The following is a 14045-nucleotide window of genomic DNA, read 5'->3' on the forward strand; positions in this document are numbered from 1 at the left end:
GCAGACGCCGCGCCGCGCAGGGCTCCCGCGGGCGACGACTCCGCCGCCCGGCGCCGGGCCGCCGGAGACGACGCCGCCCCGCGCCGCGCCGCCGCGGACGAGTACGCCGAGGCCGCGTCGCGCTTCGCCGCCGAGTACGACGACGCGCCCGCGGCGAGTCGCGCCGCCCCCGAGTACAACGCTCCCGCGCCGCGTCGCGCCGCCGCCGAGTACGACGCTCCCGCGCCCCGCCGCGCCGCCGCTGACTACGACGCGCCCCGTCGCGTGGCCGCCGAGTACGACGCGCCCGCCCCCCGCCGCGCCGCCGCTGACTCCGACGCGCCCCGTCGCGTCCCCGCCGAGTACGACGCGCCCGCCCGCCGCGCTGCGGCCGAGTACGACGCGCCCGCCCGCCGCGCTGCGGCCGACTACGACGCGCCCGCCCGCCGCGCTGCGGCCGACTACGACGATGCCCCCGCCGCCCGCACACCCGCGGCGCCCGAGCGCCGTCACGCTCGCCGCCCCGCTGAGTCGTGGACCGATGACATTCCGGCCGTCCAGCCCGACGAGGGGAAGCGCCCGGTGGACTCGTGGCTGGAGCCCGACCCCGGCAAGGAGCTTGCGCTCGCGCCCGGGGAGAGCCTGACGGTCGTGCTCGAGGCGTCAGAGCCCGCGCATGAGCTGGTGCCGGCCGCCGAGGACGTGCCCGGTCGTCGCACGGTGACGATCACCGGGCATCCCGACCGGATGCCGGTCCCGCGCGCGAAGCGCCCGCCGCGGACCGCGATCGAGCGGATCGGGGCGAGCCCGGACCGGATCGTCGGCTACGCGGTGCTGCTCGGGTTCGTGCTCGTGCTGATCGCTGTTCTAACTACTGGTCAATAAACGACGTCCCGCTCTTGCGGGCCTCATGCCGTGGACATAGACTTACGTCTTGTAAGTCTTAGCCCCCCAGCTCCCCCACGGCGGTGGCGTATGCCTAAAACTGAGATGAGTCGGTTCCCCATCCACGACGATCTGACGGCTCCGCAAGAATCGCTGCCCATTCTCAAGGGCGCGTCGTCAGCAGCAGGGCAACTTCCGAACTTCCTCGGCGTGCTGGCGGGCGCGCCGGCGGCATTGAAGGCCTATACGCGGTATCGGGCCGAGCTGAGGCACGGGCATCTGCCCCGTCACAGCGCGGAGCGGATCGGGCTCGCGGTGGCCGAGCACTACGGCTCCAAGCCCGGTCTGCAACTTCACACCCGCACGAGCCGGCAGGTCGGCCTGGGTATCGACGAGGTCGCACGCGCCAAGCGCTGGGACTCCGGGGATGCCGCGGAGGCCGCGCTGCTGCGGTATTTGCGCCCGTTGCTGGGCGATCGCGCGAACTTCCCACAGCATCTCCACGAAGAAGCACGGGAAGCAGGCTGGTCGGAAGAACAGCTTCTCGAAGCCATCGCGGTGCTGAGCATGGAATCCTTTACGGCGATGGTGAATATCGCCGGCGACGTCCCCGTGGACGGGTCGGTGGAGGAGACGCGCGTGTTGCGCGCGGCGTAATGCAGTACTGAGAGAGCTATGGGCGCCACCGCCCAACACCAACACGATCAATCCCACACGTGCAGTCAGTGCTGCCCGCGCTACCACGAGGCTGTCGAGCTCGTGGGCAAGCGCTGGACCGGCGCGATCCTGTACGTCCTCCTGCACGGCGGTCGTCTGCGGTTCACGGAGATCGCCAACGCGGTGCCGGACCTGTCGGACCGGCTGCTCAGCGAGCGCATGAAGGAGCTCGAGCAGCGCAAGATCGTGGAGCGCCACGTCAGCGACGGCACGCCGACCAAAGTCTGTTACGAGCTGACGGAAAAAGGCCGTCAGCTCGCGCCCGCGATGGCGGAGCTGAAGTCGTGGGCGGACCGCTGGTTGGACTAGGTCCGACCGCACGTCCACCCGTCACCGCCGTCCGGTCCATTAGCCTCCAGCCGCTATGGCTGATCGACCCCAGACACCTGAAGACGTCAAGGCGCTCGTCGCGGAGCACGGCATCCGGTTCGTACGCCTGTGGTTCACCGACATCCTCGGGCAGCTGAAGTCGTTCTCGATCTCCAACGAACAGCTCGATGACGCCTTCGAGGGCGGCATGGGCTTCGACGGTTCCTCGATTACCGGCTTCAACGCCATCGAGGAGTCCGACATGATCGCGGTGCCGGATCCGACGACGTTCAATGTGCTGCCGTGGCGCCCTGAGGACGGCGCCGGCGTCGCGCGGATGTTCGCCGACGTCCAGACGCCCGAGCGGCGCCCGTACGAGGGCGACCCGCGCCACGTGCTCCGCCGCGCGGAGGAGCGCGCGCACGCGATGGGCTTCGACGCGTTCAACGTCGGCCCCGAGCTCGAGTACTACCTCTTCCGCGACAACCGCTCCACCGAAGTGCTCGACGAGGGCGGCTACTTCGACCTCACGACGCTCGACGCCGGCTCGGACGTCCGCCGCGACACCGTGCTCGCGCTCGAGCGGCTCGGCATCGACGTCGAGTACTCCCACCACGAGGTGGGTCCCTCGCAGCACGAGATCGACATGCGCTACTCCAGCGCGCTGAAGATGGCCGACGACTGCATGACGTACCGCATCACGGTCAAGGAGTACGCGCTCAAGTACGGCTGGCACGCGACGTTCATGCCCAAGCCGCTGTTCGGTCAGAACGGCTCCGGCATGCACACCCACCAGTCCCTGTTCAAGGACGGCCACAACGCGTTCTATGACCCGGACGACAAGTACTTCCTGTCAGACGTCGGCAAGGCGTTCATCGCCGGCCAGCTGCGTCACGCCCGCGAGATCTGCTCGATCTTCGCCCAGTGGGTCAACTCCTACAAGCGGCTCGTTCCCGGCTACGAGGCGCCGGTGTACGTCGCGTGGAGCCGGCGCAACCGCAGCGCCCTCGTGCGCGTTCCGCTCTATCACCCCGGCAAGGAGAACGCGACGCGCATGGAGTTGCGCTCGCCCGATCCCGCGTGCAACCCCTACCTGACGTTCGCGGTGCTCCTGCAGGCGGGGTTGGAGGGCATCGAGCGCGGCTACGAGCTGCCCGAGCCGATGGAGAAGAACCTCTACCACCTCTCGCCCGACGAGCGCCGCCGGCTCGGCATCGAGCAGCTGCCGGAGACCCTCGGCGAAGCGATCGAGGTCACCGCCGAGTCCGAGCTCGTCCTGCGCACGCTCGGCGAGCACATCTTCAACCGCTACGTGGAGATCAAGCGTCAGGAGTGGGAGGACTACCGCGTTCAGGTGACGCCGTGGGAGCTCGAGCGTTACCTGGCCATTCTCTAACGCACGGTGACCGACACCGCGTCGGTGGGCGGTCTCGTCTCGTCGGGTGAGCGCAGCAGCACCGTGTAGCGACCCGGGTCGATCCGGACGGCGTCGCGGCGCTGCTGGTCCGCTTGGACGACCGCGCCGGTGACGAGCTCGCGCTGGATCGCCTTGGCGCCCTTCGGATCGCCCTTGGCGAAGACGACCTCGATCGCCGCGCCGGTCGTGTTCTCGTAGGCGAGCGAGAGGATGCGACCGTCGCGGGTGATCGTGGTGGGCGTGACTTGGAGCTTCCCATCGCCGATGCGCACGCCGAGCACGCCGGCGCTCGCGACCGCCGCTGCGGGCGTCGCCGTCGCCGTGGGCGTGGCCGTCGCCGTGGGGGTCTTCTGATCCTGGGGTGAGAGCTCCGGGTCGTCGCCGCCGAAGATCAGCAGCATCGCCACGACGGCGACCACGACGACACCGATGATTGCCGCGCCGAGCTTCACCCGTCTTCGCGTGAGAGCGTTGACGGCCACCACACGCGCCGGCCGGTGTCGATCACTGCCGCCGGGACGATGACGGATCGCACGACGAACGTGTCCAGCAGCACCCCGAAGGCGACGATGAAGCCGATCTGGGTGAGTACGACCAGCGGGAGGACGGCGAGCGCGCCGAACGTGCCGGCGAGCACGATGCCCGCACCGGTGATCACCGCGCCCGTCACCGCGAGCCCGCGGAGCGTCCCTTCGCGCGTGCCGTGCTTGATCGCCTCTTCTCGGACCCGAGCCATCAGGAAGATGTTGTAGTCGATCCCGAGCGCGACCAGGAAGACGAAGGCCAGCAGGGGCAGCGTCGGCCCGACGCCGGTGAAGCCGAAGATGTGCTCGGAGACGAAGATGCCCGTCCCGAGCGCAGCTGCGAACGACACGATCACGGAGACGATCAGCAGCAGCGGCGCGACGAGCGAACGCAGCAGGACGATCAGGATCGCGAACACGACCAGCAGCGTCAGCGGGATGATCAGTTGGTTGTCGCGGGTGGCAGAGACGCGCAAGTCGTACTCCTGCGCAGTCGGACCGCCGACGAGCGTGCTCGCTCCTCCGGCGCGCCGCGCGACCGCGCGCAGGTGCGGGATCGTGTCCATCGTCGTCGAGGCGTACGGGTCGTCCTTGAAGGTCACCGAGAGCTGCACTCCCGCGTCGCCCCGTCCGGCCACGCGCACATCGCTGATGAGCGCTTTCTCGCCCTTGAGCGCGTCGGCCACCGCCTGTGCCTTACCGGCATCGCCGACGATCACGTCGGCCGGGGCGGACGCCCCCGCCGGGAAGTTGCGCGAGAGCACCTGCTGGCCCTCGACGGAGTCCACCGAACCGCGGAACTGGTTGCCGGTGGTCTGGCTGGTGTCGAGATTGAGGACGTTGGCGGCGAGCACGAGCAGGACGATCCCGCCGAGCACCCAGACCGGCCGCGGATGGCGCGCGACGCGGTCGCCGACGCGACGCCAGAACCCGTGCGTCTCGTCGGTACCCGTCTGGCCGGGGTGGGGGATCGTGTCCAGGCCGGGCGACCAGAACGCCCGCCGCCCGCAGATCGCCAGCAGGGCGGGGAGGACGGTCAGCATCGAGATCATCGCCAGCGCCACGCCCATCGCGCCGACCGGGCCAAGGCCCGCGGTCGAATTGACCTCCGCGATGCTCAGCGTCAGCAGTGCGGCGATCACGGTCAGGCCGGAGGCCAGGATCGCGGGACCGGCGCTGCGCAGGGCGATGGCCGTGGCCTCGTGCTTGTCCTCATGCCGGCGCAGCTCCTCCCGGTAGCGCGACACCAGCAGCAGCGCGTAGTCCGTCCCGGCGCCGAAGACGAGCACGGGGAGGATGCCGCCGGTCTGGCCGTTGATGGTCACGCCCGCCTCGGCCAGGAGGTAGCCCGCGCCGCGCGAGGCGCCTTCGGCGAGCAGGACGCTGAAGAACGGGATCGCCCAGAAGATCGGCGAGCGGTAGATGATGATCAGCAGCACGAGCACGATCCCCGCGGCCGCGTAGAGCAGCGTGCCGTTGATGCCGCTGAAGACCTTGATGGCGTCGAGGCTGAAGCCCGCGGCACCGGTGAGCTTGACGTCGAGGCCTGCATCCGGCTCGCCGATCCGGTCGCGGATCGACTGCACCGCCGTCTGGAACGTGTCGCCCGAGCCGTCGCCGGGCTGCACCGGCTGGACGATGAGCGCGGCCGCGCCGTTGGGGGAGTAGACCGGCGGCTGCGCCTCCAGCACGAGTGGCTTGCGGTCGGCGTTGAGCTTGGCGACCGTGCCGTCGATGCGGGCCTTGTCCGCCGCGGTGAGCCCGCCACGGCGCTCATAGGCGATCACCGCGGGGGCGAGCTCGCCGCCCGGGAACCGCTTGACCGCGTCCAGCGCCTTGACCGACTCCGCGTCGGTCGGCAGCCACGAGCTCGACTCGTTCTTCTGCGCGCCTTCGAGCTTGCCCGCCTGGCTCGCGAGCCCGCCGTAGATCAACACGACAACGACGAGAACGATCCACTTCGCCGTGTGACCGGCCGGAAGCGTCAGCAGGCGAGACGTCATGCTCACCGTACGGGCGCCGGCGTCTGGAGGGCTCTCAGTTCGCATCAGCTCGACTCACCAGCGCAGGATGGCGTGCCCAGGTGTAACGAAACAAGTCAGCTTTGCAGCGACTTTGCCAATTCTTCGTGACTTAACAGCGGAAGCTGGCAGGTGAAGCGCTCGCAGACATACGCTGCGGCCATGCCGTCGACCGGGACACGACCGTGAAGCAGTGGGATGTCTCCAGAGCCTCCGGCGAGCACGACGTACGGGAGGAACGCTTCGCGCACGACGGCCGCGAGCGCCGAGACGTCGTCGCCGGCCAATGCCACTTCCCGGACCGGGCCGAGGTGGAAGTCGATCGCGCGCAGCAGGTGCCCGAACGCCAACGGGTGCTCAGGGGCGACGGTGTGCAGGAGCTTGATCAACGACAGGGCCGCGTCCTCGTATCGCGCGTCGCCGGTGAAGCGGGCCAGCCGCAGCAGGCCGAAGCACGCGGCCGACCCGCCGGACGGGATCGGCGCGTCCTCGAGGTCCTTGCGACGGGCGATCAAGCCCGTGTGGTCGTCCGAGACGGAGAAGAAGCCGCCGCGCTCGGGGTCGTGGAAGTGCTCCAACAGGTCCTCGGCGAGCGCCACGGCGCGCGAGAACCAGCGCGCGTCGAACGTCGCCTCGTACAGCGTCAGGTATGCCTCCAGGAGATACGCGTGGTCCTCCAGGTAGGCGGGGAGCTTCGCGCGGCCGCGGTTGAACGTTCGCAGCAGCCGACCGGACGCATCGCGCAGCTCGCGCTCGACGAACTCCGCGCAGGCGACCGCCGCGGCCAGGTAGTCCGCACGTCCGAGTGCCGCGCCCGCGTCGGCCAGTGCCGAGATCATCAGAGCGTTCCAGCTCGTGAGCCGCTTGTCGTCGAGCGCCGGCCGCACCCGCGACGAGCGCGCCTCGAGCAGCCCCGTCTTGATGGCTCGCAGCTCCGCCGGGTCGGAGGTCGCCCGCACGAGGATGTTCGCGCCCTCGAAGTTGCCGCCTTCGGTCACGCCGAAATGCTGGATCGCGACGTCGGCCAACTCGCCCAGCGCAGCACGGATCTCGTCGACCGTCCAGACGTAGAACTTGCCCTCGACGCCCTCCGAATCGGCATCCAGCGACGAAGCGAACCCACCCTCGTCCTGGCGCAGCTCACGCATCGCCCAGTCCAGCGTCTCCTCGCACACCCGCCTGAAGAGCGGCTCGTCCGACACCTGGTAGGCATGGAGATAGGCCCGTGCGAGCAGCGCGTTGTCGTAGAGCATCTTCTCGAAGTGCGGGACGAGCCAGCGCGCGTCGACGGAGTAGCGGGCGAAGCCTCCGCCGATCTGGTCGTAGATCCCGCCGGAGGCCATCCGGCGCAAGGTCTGCAGTGGCATCGCCAGCTCGCCGCGCGCCAGCAGGAACTCGATCGCGGACGTGGCCGGGAACTTCGGCGCGCCGCCCCAGCCGCCGTGCTCGGCGTCGAACGCGCGCTTGAGGCTCGATACAGCGGTGTCGAGCAACGCGGGGGAGATGTCCTCGGCGGGCGCCTCCATGAACGCCGCGCCCTGCAGCCGCGGCACGTTCATCCGCGCGGCCTCGTCGATCTCCGTGCGCTGCGTCGTCCACGCGTTCCAGATGCCGACCAGCAGGTCCCTCCAGGAGGGCAACCCGTGCCGCGGCTCGGGCGGGAAGTACGTGCCGGCGAAGAACGGCACGCCGTCCGGGGTCAGGAAGGCGTTCAGCGGCCAGCCGCCCTGGCCGGTCATCGCCTGCACGGCGTCCATGTAGATCGCGTCGACGTCGGGCCGCTCCTCGCGGTCGACCTTGATGCACACGAAGTGGGTGTTCATCACCAAGGCGACTTCGGGATCCTCGAAGGTCTCGTGCTCCATGACGTGGCACCAGTGGCACGCCGCGTAGCCGATCGAGACGAGCACCGGGCGATCGGTCGAGTGGGCCAGCGCGAACGCCTCGTCGCCCCACGGATACCAATCCACGGGGTTCTCGGCGTGCTGCAGCAGGTATGGGGATGTCTCAGAGGCGAGGCGATTCGGCATCTTGGATACGTTCCTTCCTATGTCCCATTCTCGCGAAACCGTGACCGCGGACCCCGGCCCGCCCGCTGCGGGGCCGTACTCGCACGCCGTCAAGTCCAACGGCCTGCTCTTCGTCTCTGGTCAGGTACATCTCGATCCGGCCAATGGCCAGCTCGTCGGCGACACGCCCGCCGAGAAGGCCAAGCGGTGCCTGGAGAACCTCACGATCATCGCCGAGGCCGCCGGCACCAGTCTGGCGAACGCGGTCCGCATCGCCGTCTACGTGACCGACATCAGCGTCTTCGCGGAGATGAACGAGGCGTACTCGAGCTTCTTCCCGTCCGACCCTCCGGCCCGGACGACGATCGGCGTCGCCGCGCTGCCGATGGGCGCCGAGGTCGAGATGGACGCAGTCATCGCGCTGTGACCGTCACTGCGAGCGACGTCAAAGCCGCACGAGCGGCGGTCGAGACCGTTGCTCGCCGCACGCCGATGCTCTCCACCCGCACGTTCAGCGAGCGCGCGGGTGGAACGGTCGTGCTCAAGGCGGAGAACCTCCAGCGCACCGGGTCGTTCAAGGTCCGCGGCGTCGCGGCCAAGCTCGCCGCGCTCGGCCCTGAGAAGTGCAGCAAGGGGGTCGTCGCGGCCAGCGCCGGCAACCACGGCCAGGCGCTCGCCGCCGCCGCGGCGCAGATGGGCATTCCGTGCGAGGTGTTCGTACCCGCCGATGCGCCCATGGCCAAGGTGGAGGCGGCGCGCGAGCACGGCGCGACCGTCCACGTCGGCGGCAACAGCGTCGACGAATGCCTGGTCGCGGCCCTCAAGCGCTCTGAGACGGGCGGGCTCGCGTTCGTGCACCCGTTCGACGACCCGGCGATCGTCGCCGGTCAGGGCTCGCTCGGCCTGGAGTTGCTCGAGGACGTCCCGGATCTCAAGAAGGTCGTGATCCCGGTGGGCGGCGGCGGCCTGTGCGCAGGCGTCGCGCTGGCCATCAAGGCCGAACGTCCCGATGTCAGCATCGTGGGTGTCCAGGCCGCCGCGTGCGCGCCGTTTCCCGAGTCGATGCGGGCCGGCAAGCCGATCGTGGCCACGAGCGCGCTGACGATCGCCGACGGCATCGCGGTCAAGCGGCCGGGAGGGATCACGCTCCCGCTGCTGATGGAGCTGACCGACGAGGTCGTCGTCGTGGGGGAGGACGCCACGGCCGTGGCGATGGCGCTCCTGCTCGAGCGGTGCAAGCTCGTCGTCGAAGGCGCGGGCGCCGTCGGCGTCGCCGCGCTGCTGGGCGGGCAGGTCAAACCGGCGCAGGACGGGGTCACCGTGGCGATCCTCTCCGGCGGCAACGTCGACGCTGGACTTCTGGCCGCGATCGCCCGCCGCCACGAGAACGAGTCGGGCCGCCGCCTCGTCCTGCTCACCCGCGTGCCCGATCGGCCGGGCGCGCTCGCGCGCATCCTCGCCGCCGTGGCCGGGACGGGCGCGAACATCGTCGACGTCAGCCACATGCGCGAGGGCCTTGACCTGCACGTGCGCGAGACCGCGGTCGAGATGGTGCTGGAGACGCGCGGGCACGAGCACGCGCAGCGGGTGCTCAGCACGCTGAACGACGAGGGGTACGTGGCGCAGGTCCTGCACTGATCATCGCCACCCCCCACGTGGGGGACGCACAGGGTCGAGCGCGAACGTGCCAGCGCCGACAGGGAGAGCACCGTGGCTGTTCGCTCCCTGATCACCTCCCTGCTGCTCGCCATCGTCCTCGCCGGCGTCGCCAGTTCGGCGCCGGCGCACGCCAGGACGAAGGTCGTTCACAAGGCCAAGAAGAAGCGCAAGCCCGCTCCCAAGAAGCGTGCGCCGGCGGCGCCCGCGACACCGGTGGTCTGCACCAACACCGGCCTGGTCCCCGATGCGGGCAACCTCGCGCTGATCCGCGGCGCGCTGGCTTGCCTGCACGACCAGATCCGTTCCCAGAACGGCCTCGGCGCGCTCGCCGAGAACCGTGCACTCGACGCAGCGGCGGGCGCCCACACCGACGACATGATCGCCCGCGGGTACTTCGACCACGACACGCCCGACGGCGGCACGTTCGACCGGCGGATCCTCTCCGCCGGCTACGCGCGTCCCGGCGACGGCTGGTCGCTCGGCGAGAACCTCATCTGGGCCGATGGGGATCTCGCCACGCCCGCGGCGCTCATGAACTCGTGGATGAACTCGGAAGGCCACCGCGAGAACATCCTCAACGGCAGCTACCGCGAGCTCGGGCTCGCCGTCCGCCTCGGGACGCCGACCGGCGAAACCACCGGCGTGACGGTGTCCGCCGAGTTCGGCGCCCGCGGCTGACAAAGTCGTGGCAAGGCCACGGCAATGCGGGTCCGGCACGTTGGGCCGCATGAAGCTCCCGAAGATCCTGCTCGCCGCCGGTCTGGCCGCTCTCGCGCTGCCGGCCGTGGCGAGCGCTGACTCGATCGTGTACATCGACCAGGGGAACGTCTGGTCGTCCAGCCCGGATGGCGCGCGCAAGGTGCAGCTGACGACCGGCGGCGGCTGGCATTCGCCCACGCAGGCCGACGACGGGACGGTCGCCGCCGTCCAGGGCACCGGCCCGATCGTCGTGATGGCGCCCGACGGGCGCCCGCTGCACACCATCACCACGCCGATGGCGCGCTCCGGCGACGGCGGGACGTTCGCGGCCCGCCCGGTCGAGCTCTCGTTCTCGCCTGACGGGAGCAAGCTCGCGTACGCGTATCTCGCCTACTCGTGCCCGCCGGCGTCGTCGTGCGGTTCGATTCAGCGCTCGACGTTTTACACGGCGGCGGACGTGACGGAGGCGACGCCGGTCGACGTCTACGGCAACCAGTTCAGCGTCTCCGACCCGGAGTGGGTGAGCAACTCGCGCACGCTGGTCTTCGGTGGCTTCGGGAGCCAGGTCTCGATCGACGACCTCGGGCCCGGCGACTACTCGCAGAAGCCGTGGATGGTCCCCAACGGCGACATGGGCGACGGGGAGGTCACGCGCGACGGCAAGCGCCTCGCGGTCACCTTCGACTATGGCGCGAACAAGAAGCTCGCGTTCTTCGCCGTCAAGGGCGATGTCAAGACCGAGTTCCCGCCGGCGTACCCCGACGCCGCGTGCAGCACGACGGGCGGCGATGAGCGCTTGAGCGACCCGTCGTGGTCGCCGGACGGCTCCGGCCTCGCGTACGAGAGCAGCGCCGGGATCGAGACGACGCGTTTCACGCAGCTCGGCGCCGACGTCTGCGCGACCGGCGACGACCACGTCCTGACGGCGAGCGGAAGCGAGCCCGACTGGGGTCCCGCCGACCCGCCCGCGGCGGCGTACGTCCCGCCGGCTCCGCAGGTGCCGGCGACTCCGCCTGCGGGCGCCGCTCCGGCCGCGGGCCCGGCGTCTCCGACGGCCACGCCGCGCGCGACGGCGCGGTTCGGCACCGTCCAGGCGACCGCGAAGGCGCTGAAGAAGGGCATGGCCGTGAAGGTCACCGTGTCCGCGGCCGGCAAGGTCTCCGTCACCGCCACGCTTCGGGGGAAGGCGCTGGCGACCGGTCACGCGACCGCCAAGCGCGCCGGCTCGGTCACGGTGAAGCTCCCGAAGATCAAGAAGTCGCTGAAGGGCAAAAGGCTCACGCTCAAGCTGAGCTTCAAGGGTGCGAGTATGAGTAAGACGGTGACCGTGCACTAGGCTCGAGGGCCATGAACGGCCCCGATTCCCGTGTCGCCGCCCTCGACGGGCTTCTCGAGGAGGCGGGCCTCGACGCCGTCCTCGCCACCAAGGACGCATCGATCGCTTACCTCTCAGGCTTCTGGGGCCTGCAGATGGAGCGGTTCTTCGGCGTCGCCGTCAAGCGCGGCGGCGCCGGAGCGCTGATCGCCCCGACGCTCGACCGCGAGAGCGCCAACAGCGCCCCGACGAGCCTCGAGCGGCTGCTGTACCCGGCCGCGATCTCCAACGGCCTGCCCGAGCTGATCGCCTTCCTCGGCGACGCCAAGCGGATCGGTGTGGAGGAGGACCACCTCAACTTCGCCCGCTCGGTCGCGCTAAGGGAGGCCGGGTATGAGCTCGTCCCCGCCACCGAGACGATCATGCACCTGCGCGCGGCCAAGGACGCCGAGGAGGTCGAGGCGGTCCGCAAGGCCTGCGTCCACATCGAGGCGGCGTACGACGAACTGTGGGCGACGCTCATGCCCGGCATGACCGAGGCCGAGATCAACGCGCGGATCGCCTTCGCGATGATGCGCCGCGGTGCCAAGCACTGCGAGCCGCACATCCTCTTCGGCACGCACTCGGCCGACTCGCACGGCACGCCCGGCGAGCGCAAGCTCGAGGTGGGCGACGTGGTCGTCGCCGACATCGCGGGTCAGTTCGGCGACGGCTACTGGGGCGACCTCACCCGCTGCGCCTCCGCCGGCCCGCCGAGCGATTGGGCGCAGAAGGCGTGGGCGGTCGTGCACGAGGCCTACGTCGACGCGGTCGCGGCCACCCGCCTGGGCAACACGACGATCGACGTCGACGCGGCCCAGCGCGCGATCATCGAAGCGCATCCGGAGATCGGCGCCTGCCTGCACGGCGCGGGGCACGCGATCGGCACCGAGGTCCATGAGCCGCCGTTTCTCATCCCCAACTGGGACGAGCCGCTGCGCGAGGGCATGATCTTCACCGTCGAGCCGGGGATCTACAACTCCGACGTCGGCGGGATGCGGCTCGAGGACGACGTGCTCGTCGGCCCCAACGGCCCCGTGATGCTCTCGACGCACCCGCTCGAGCTGCGCATCCTCTAGAGCGCGGCTGCCGGGCGCTCAGTGCTCTGAGCGCTCGGCGCGCTTGCGCTCGTACATCCGGCGCATCTTCTCGCGGCTGCCGCAGGTCGCCATCGAGCACCAGCGGCGGCGGCCGCTGGAGTCGAGGAAGATCCACCCGCACGCGCGGCCGGGGCAGCGGTGCAGGCGGGCGATCCGGGCGGGATCGGCGAGCAGCGCGACCGCGTCGGCGGCGACGGCGAAGCGCACCCGCCGCGGCTCGTCCTCGCGCCAGTCGAGGCCGAAGCTGCCGTTCTCGCGGAGCGTGAGCGTGCCGGCGGCAACCGCCTGGGCGTACGCGAAGCGCAGGCGCGACAACGCGAACTGGTCGGGTTCCTCGCCTCGCGCGAGCGCGGAGAACAGGTGATGGAGCGCGGTGCGCAGGCCGCGCGCGAGCTCCAGTTCCTCCGCGCCGCCAGGCCTGCCCGCAACTTCTAGCCGCGCGCCCCAGCGCTCCAGCGAGTCGGGCTCCAGCAGCGCGTCGGTCGCCGGGATCTCCTGCTCGTCCTCGGTCCAGTCGACGGTGTTGGCGAAGTCGATCGACAGCGCGCCGCCCTGAAGCTTTATCGATTCGGGGGTTACCCTTACCACTGACTGGGGATTATAGGGTAAGGTGACCGCAATGCACAAGCCGAGCGACATCCGAACCGGCATGCGCGCCGGACTGCCACTGGTCCTCCCGACGCTCGCCATCGGGCTTTCGTTCGGAGTACTCGCGCAGCCGGTGATGGGTTCGGTCGCGCCCGTTGTGATGTCCCTGATCGTCTTCTCGGGCGCGGCGCAGTTCGCCGCCCTCACCGTGTTGACCGCCGGTGGCGGCGCGGTGGCCGCGATCGCGGCGGGAATGCTGATGAACGGCCGTTGGCTGCCGATGGGGCTCGCGATGGGCCCGTTCCTGTCCGGCGGACCTTTGAAGCGGGCGGCGCAGTCGCTCGCCCTGGTCGACGCGTCGTTCGCGCTGTCCAGCCGCGGCGACGGCACCTACGACCGCGGCGTGCTGATCGGCGCGACTCTCCCGCAGGCCGCCGCGTGGACCGGAGGGACGCTGATCGGCGTGCTCACCGGCGCCGCGCTGAGCGACCCCGGCGCGCTCGGGCTCGACGCGATGTTCCCGGCGTTCTTCGCGGTGCTGCTCGTGGGTGAGGCGCGCGGGCGCATGCCCCTGACCGCGGCGGCGACGGGCGCGGTGATCGCGCTCGTGCTGATGCCTTTCACGCCCCCAGGCGTCCCCGTCTTGGCCGCTTCGGCGGCAGCGCTGCTCGGCCTGCGGACCCGTCGAGAGACGGCCGCGCGCGAGGCGGGCGCGGCGGAGGGCGGCGCGGCGCGGCGCGGCGACGGTGCGGGCGGGCGCGGCTCGGCGCGGCGCGATGACGGC

At 70.6% G+C, this 14045-nt stretch carries 13 protein-coding genes and 1 pseudogene; 10 read left to right on the top strand and 4 right to left on the bottom strand.

The window, feature by feature from the left end:
- The 4 genes and pseudogenes from OM076_RS43695 to OM076_RS43710 all read left to right on the top strand — a co-directional run.
- Positions 1–864: pseudogene (locus tag OM076_RS43695) on the top strand (hypothetical protein); the annotation flags it as partial.
- Positions 865–969: 105 nt separating this feature from the next.
- Positions 970–1521, top strand: coding sequence for a carboxymuconolactone decarboxylase family protein (locus OM076_RS43700; RefSeq protein ID WP_270046525.1), 552 nt, complete (start codon positions 970–972; stop codon positions 1519–1521).
- Positions 1522–1623: 102 nt separating this feature from the next.
- Positions 1624–1890, top strand: a complete 267-nt coding sequence (locus tag OM076_RS43705) for a winged helix-turn-helix transcriptional regulator (RefSeq protein WP_270046526.1) — start codon at positions 1624–1626, stop codon at positions 1888–1890.
- A gap of 55 nt (positions 1891–1945) precedes the next feature.
- A complete protein-coding gene (locus OM076_RS43710; protein ID WP_270046527.1) occupies positions 1946–3286 on the top strand; it encodes a glutamine synthetase family protein in 1341 nt (446 codons plus the stop codon).
- On the opposite strand, the gene OM076_RS43715 is transcribed toward OM076_RS43710, so the two are convergent.
- The 3 genes from OM076_RS43715 to OM076_RS43725 form a co-directional block, all read right to left on the bottom strand.
- Positions 3283–3759, bottom strand: coding sequence for a hypothetical protein (locus OM076_RS43715; RefSeq protein WP_270046528.1), 477 nt, complete (start codon positions 3757–3759; stop codon positions 3283–3285). The two genes, OM076_RS43710 and OM076_RS43715, sit on opposite strands and share 4 nt — an antisense overlap.
- Positions 3756–5834 (bottom strand): MMPL family transporter, encoded by a 2079-nt coding sequence (locus tag OM076_RS43720; RefSeq protein ID WP_270046529.1) that lies wholly within the window; start codon positions 5832–5834, stop codon positions 3756–3758. The genes OM076_RS43715 and OM076_RS43720 overlap by 4 nt, the downstream gene beginning before the upstream one ends.
- A 95-nt stretch (positions 5835–5929) precedes the next feature.
- Positions 5930–7882, bottom strand: a complete 1953-nt coding sequence (locus OM076_RS43725) for a thioredoxin domain-containing protein (protein WP_270046530.1) — start codon at positions 7880–7882, stop codon at positions 5930–5932.
- A 19-nt stretch (positions 7883–7901) separates the two neighbouring features.
- On the opposite strand from OM076_RS43725, the gene OM076_RS43730 reads away from it, so the two are divergent.
- The 5 genes from OM076_RS43730 to OM076_RS43750 all read left to right on the top strand — a co-directional run bounded on the left by OM076_RS43730 (position 7902) and on the right by OM076_RS43750 (position 12652).
- Positions 7902–8288: a Rid family detoxifying hydrolase gene (locus OM076_RS43730; RefSeq protein WP_270046531.1), complete on the top strand. Its 387-nt coding sequence runs from the start codon at positions 7902–7904 to the stop codon at positions 8286–8288.
- Positions 8285–9499, top strand: coding sequence for a threonine ammonia-lyase (gene ilvA, locus OM076_RS43735; protein WP_270046532.1), 1215 nt, complete (start codon positions 8285–8287; stop codon positions 9497–9499). The genes OM076_RS43730 and ilvA overlap by 4 nt, the downstream gene beginning before the upstream one ends.
- Before the next feature lie 72 nt (positions 9500–9571).
- Complete coding sequence (locus OM076_RS46650) at positions 9572–10198, top strand: CAP domain-containing protein (protein WP_270046533.1); 627 nt, start codon at positions 9572–9574, stop codon at positions 10196–10198.
- 49 nt (positions 10199–10247) lie between these two features.
- Entirely contained in the window at positions 10248–11555 is a 1308-nt protein-coding gene (locus OM076_RS43745; protein WP_270046534.1) for a beta-propeller domain-containing protein, read from the top strand.
- 11 nt (positions 11556–11566) lie between these two features.
- The gene (locus OM076_RS43750; protein ID WP_270046535.1) at positions 11567–12652 is read left to right on the top strand and encodes a M24 family metallopeptidase; all 1086 of its coding nucleotides are present in this window, start codon (positions 11567–11569) and stop codon (positions 12650–12652) included.
- An 18-nt stretch (positions 12653–12670) separates the two neighbouring features.
- On the opposite strand, the gene OM076_RS43755 is transcribed toward OM076_RS43750, so the two are convergent.
- Positions 12671–13261, bottom strand: coding sequence for a CGNR zinc finger domain-containing protein (locus OM076_RS43755; RefSeq protein WP_270046536.1), 591 nt, complete (start codon positions 13259–13261; stop codon positions 12671–12673).
- Positions 13262–13292: 31 nt separating this feature from the next.
- On the opposite strand from OM076_RS43755, the gene OM076_RS43760 reads away from it, so the two are divergent.
- On the top strand, positions 13293–14045 hold a 753-nt coding region (locus OM076_RS43760), incomplete at its 3' end, for an AzlC family ABC transporter permease (protein ID WP_270046537.1).

The organism is Solirubrobacter ginsenosidimutans (assembly GCF_027587205.1).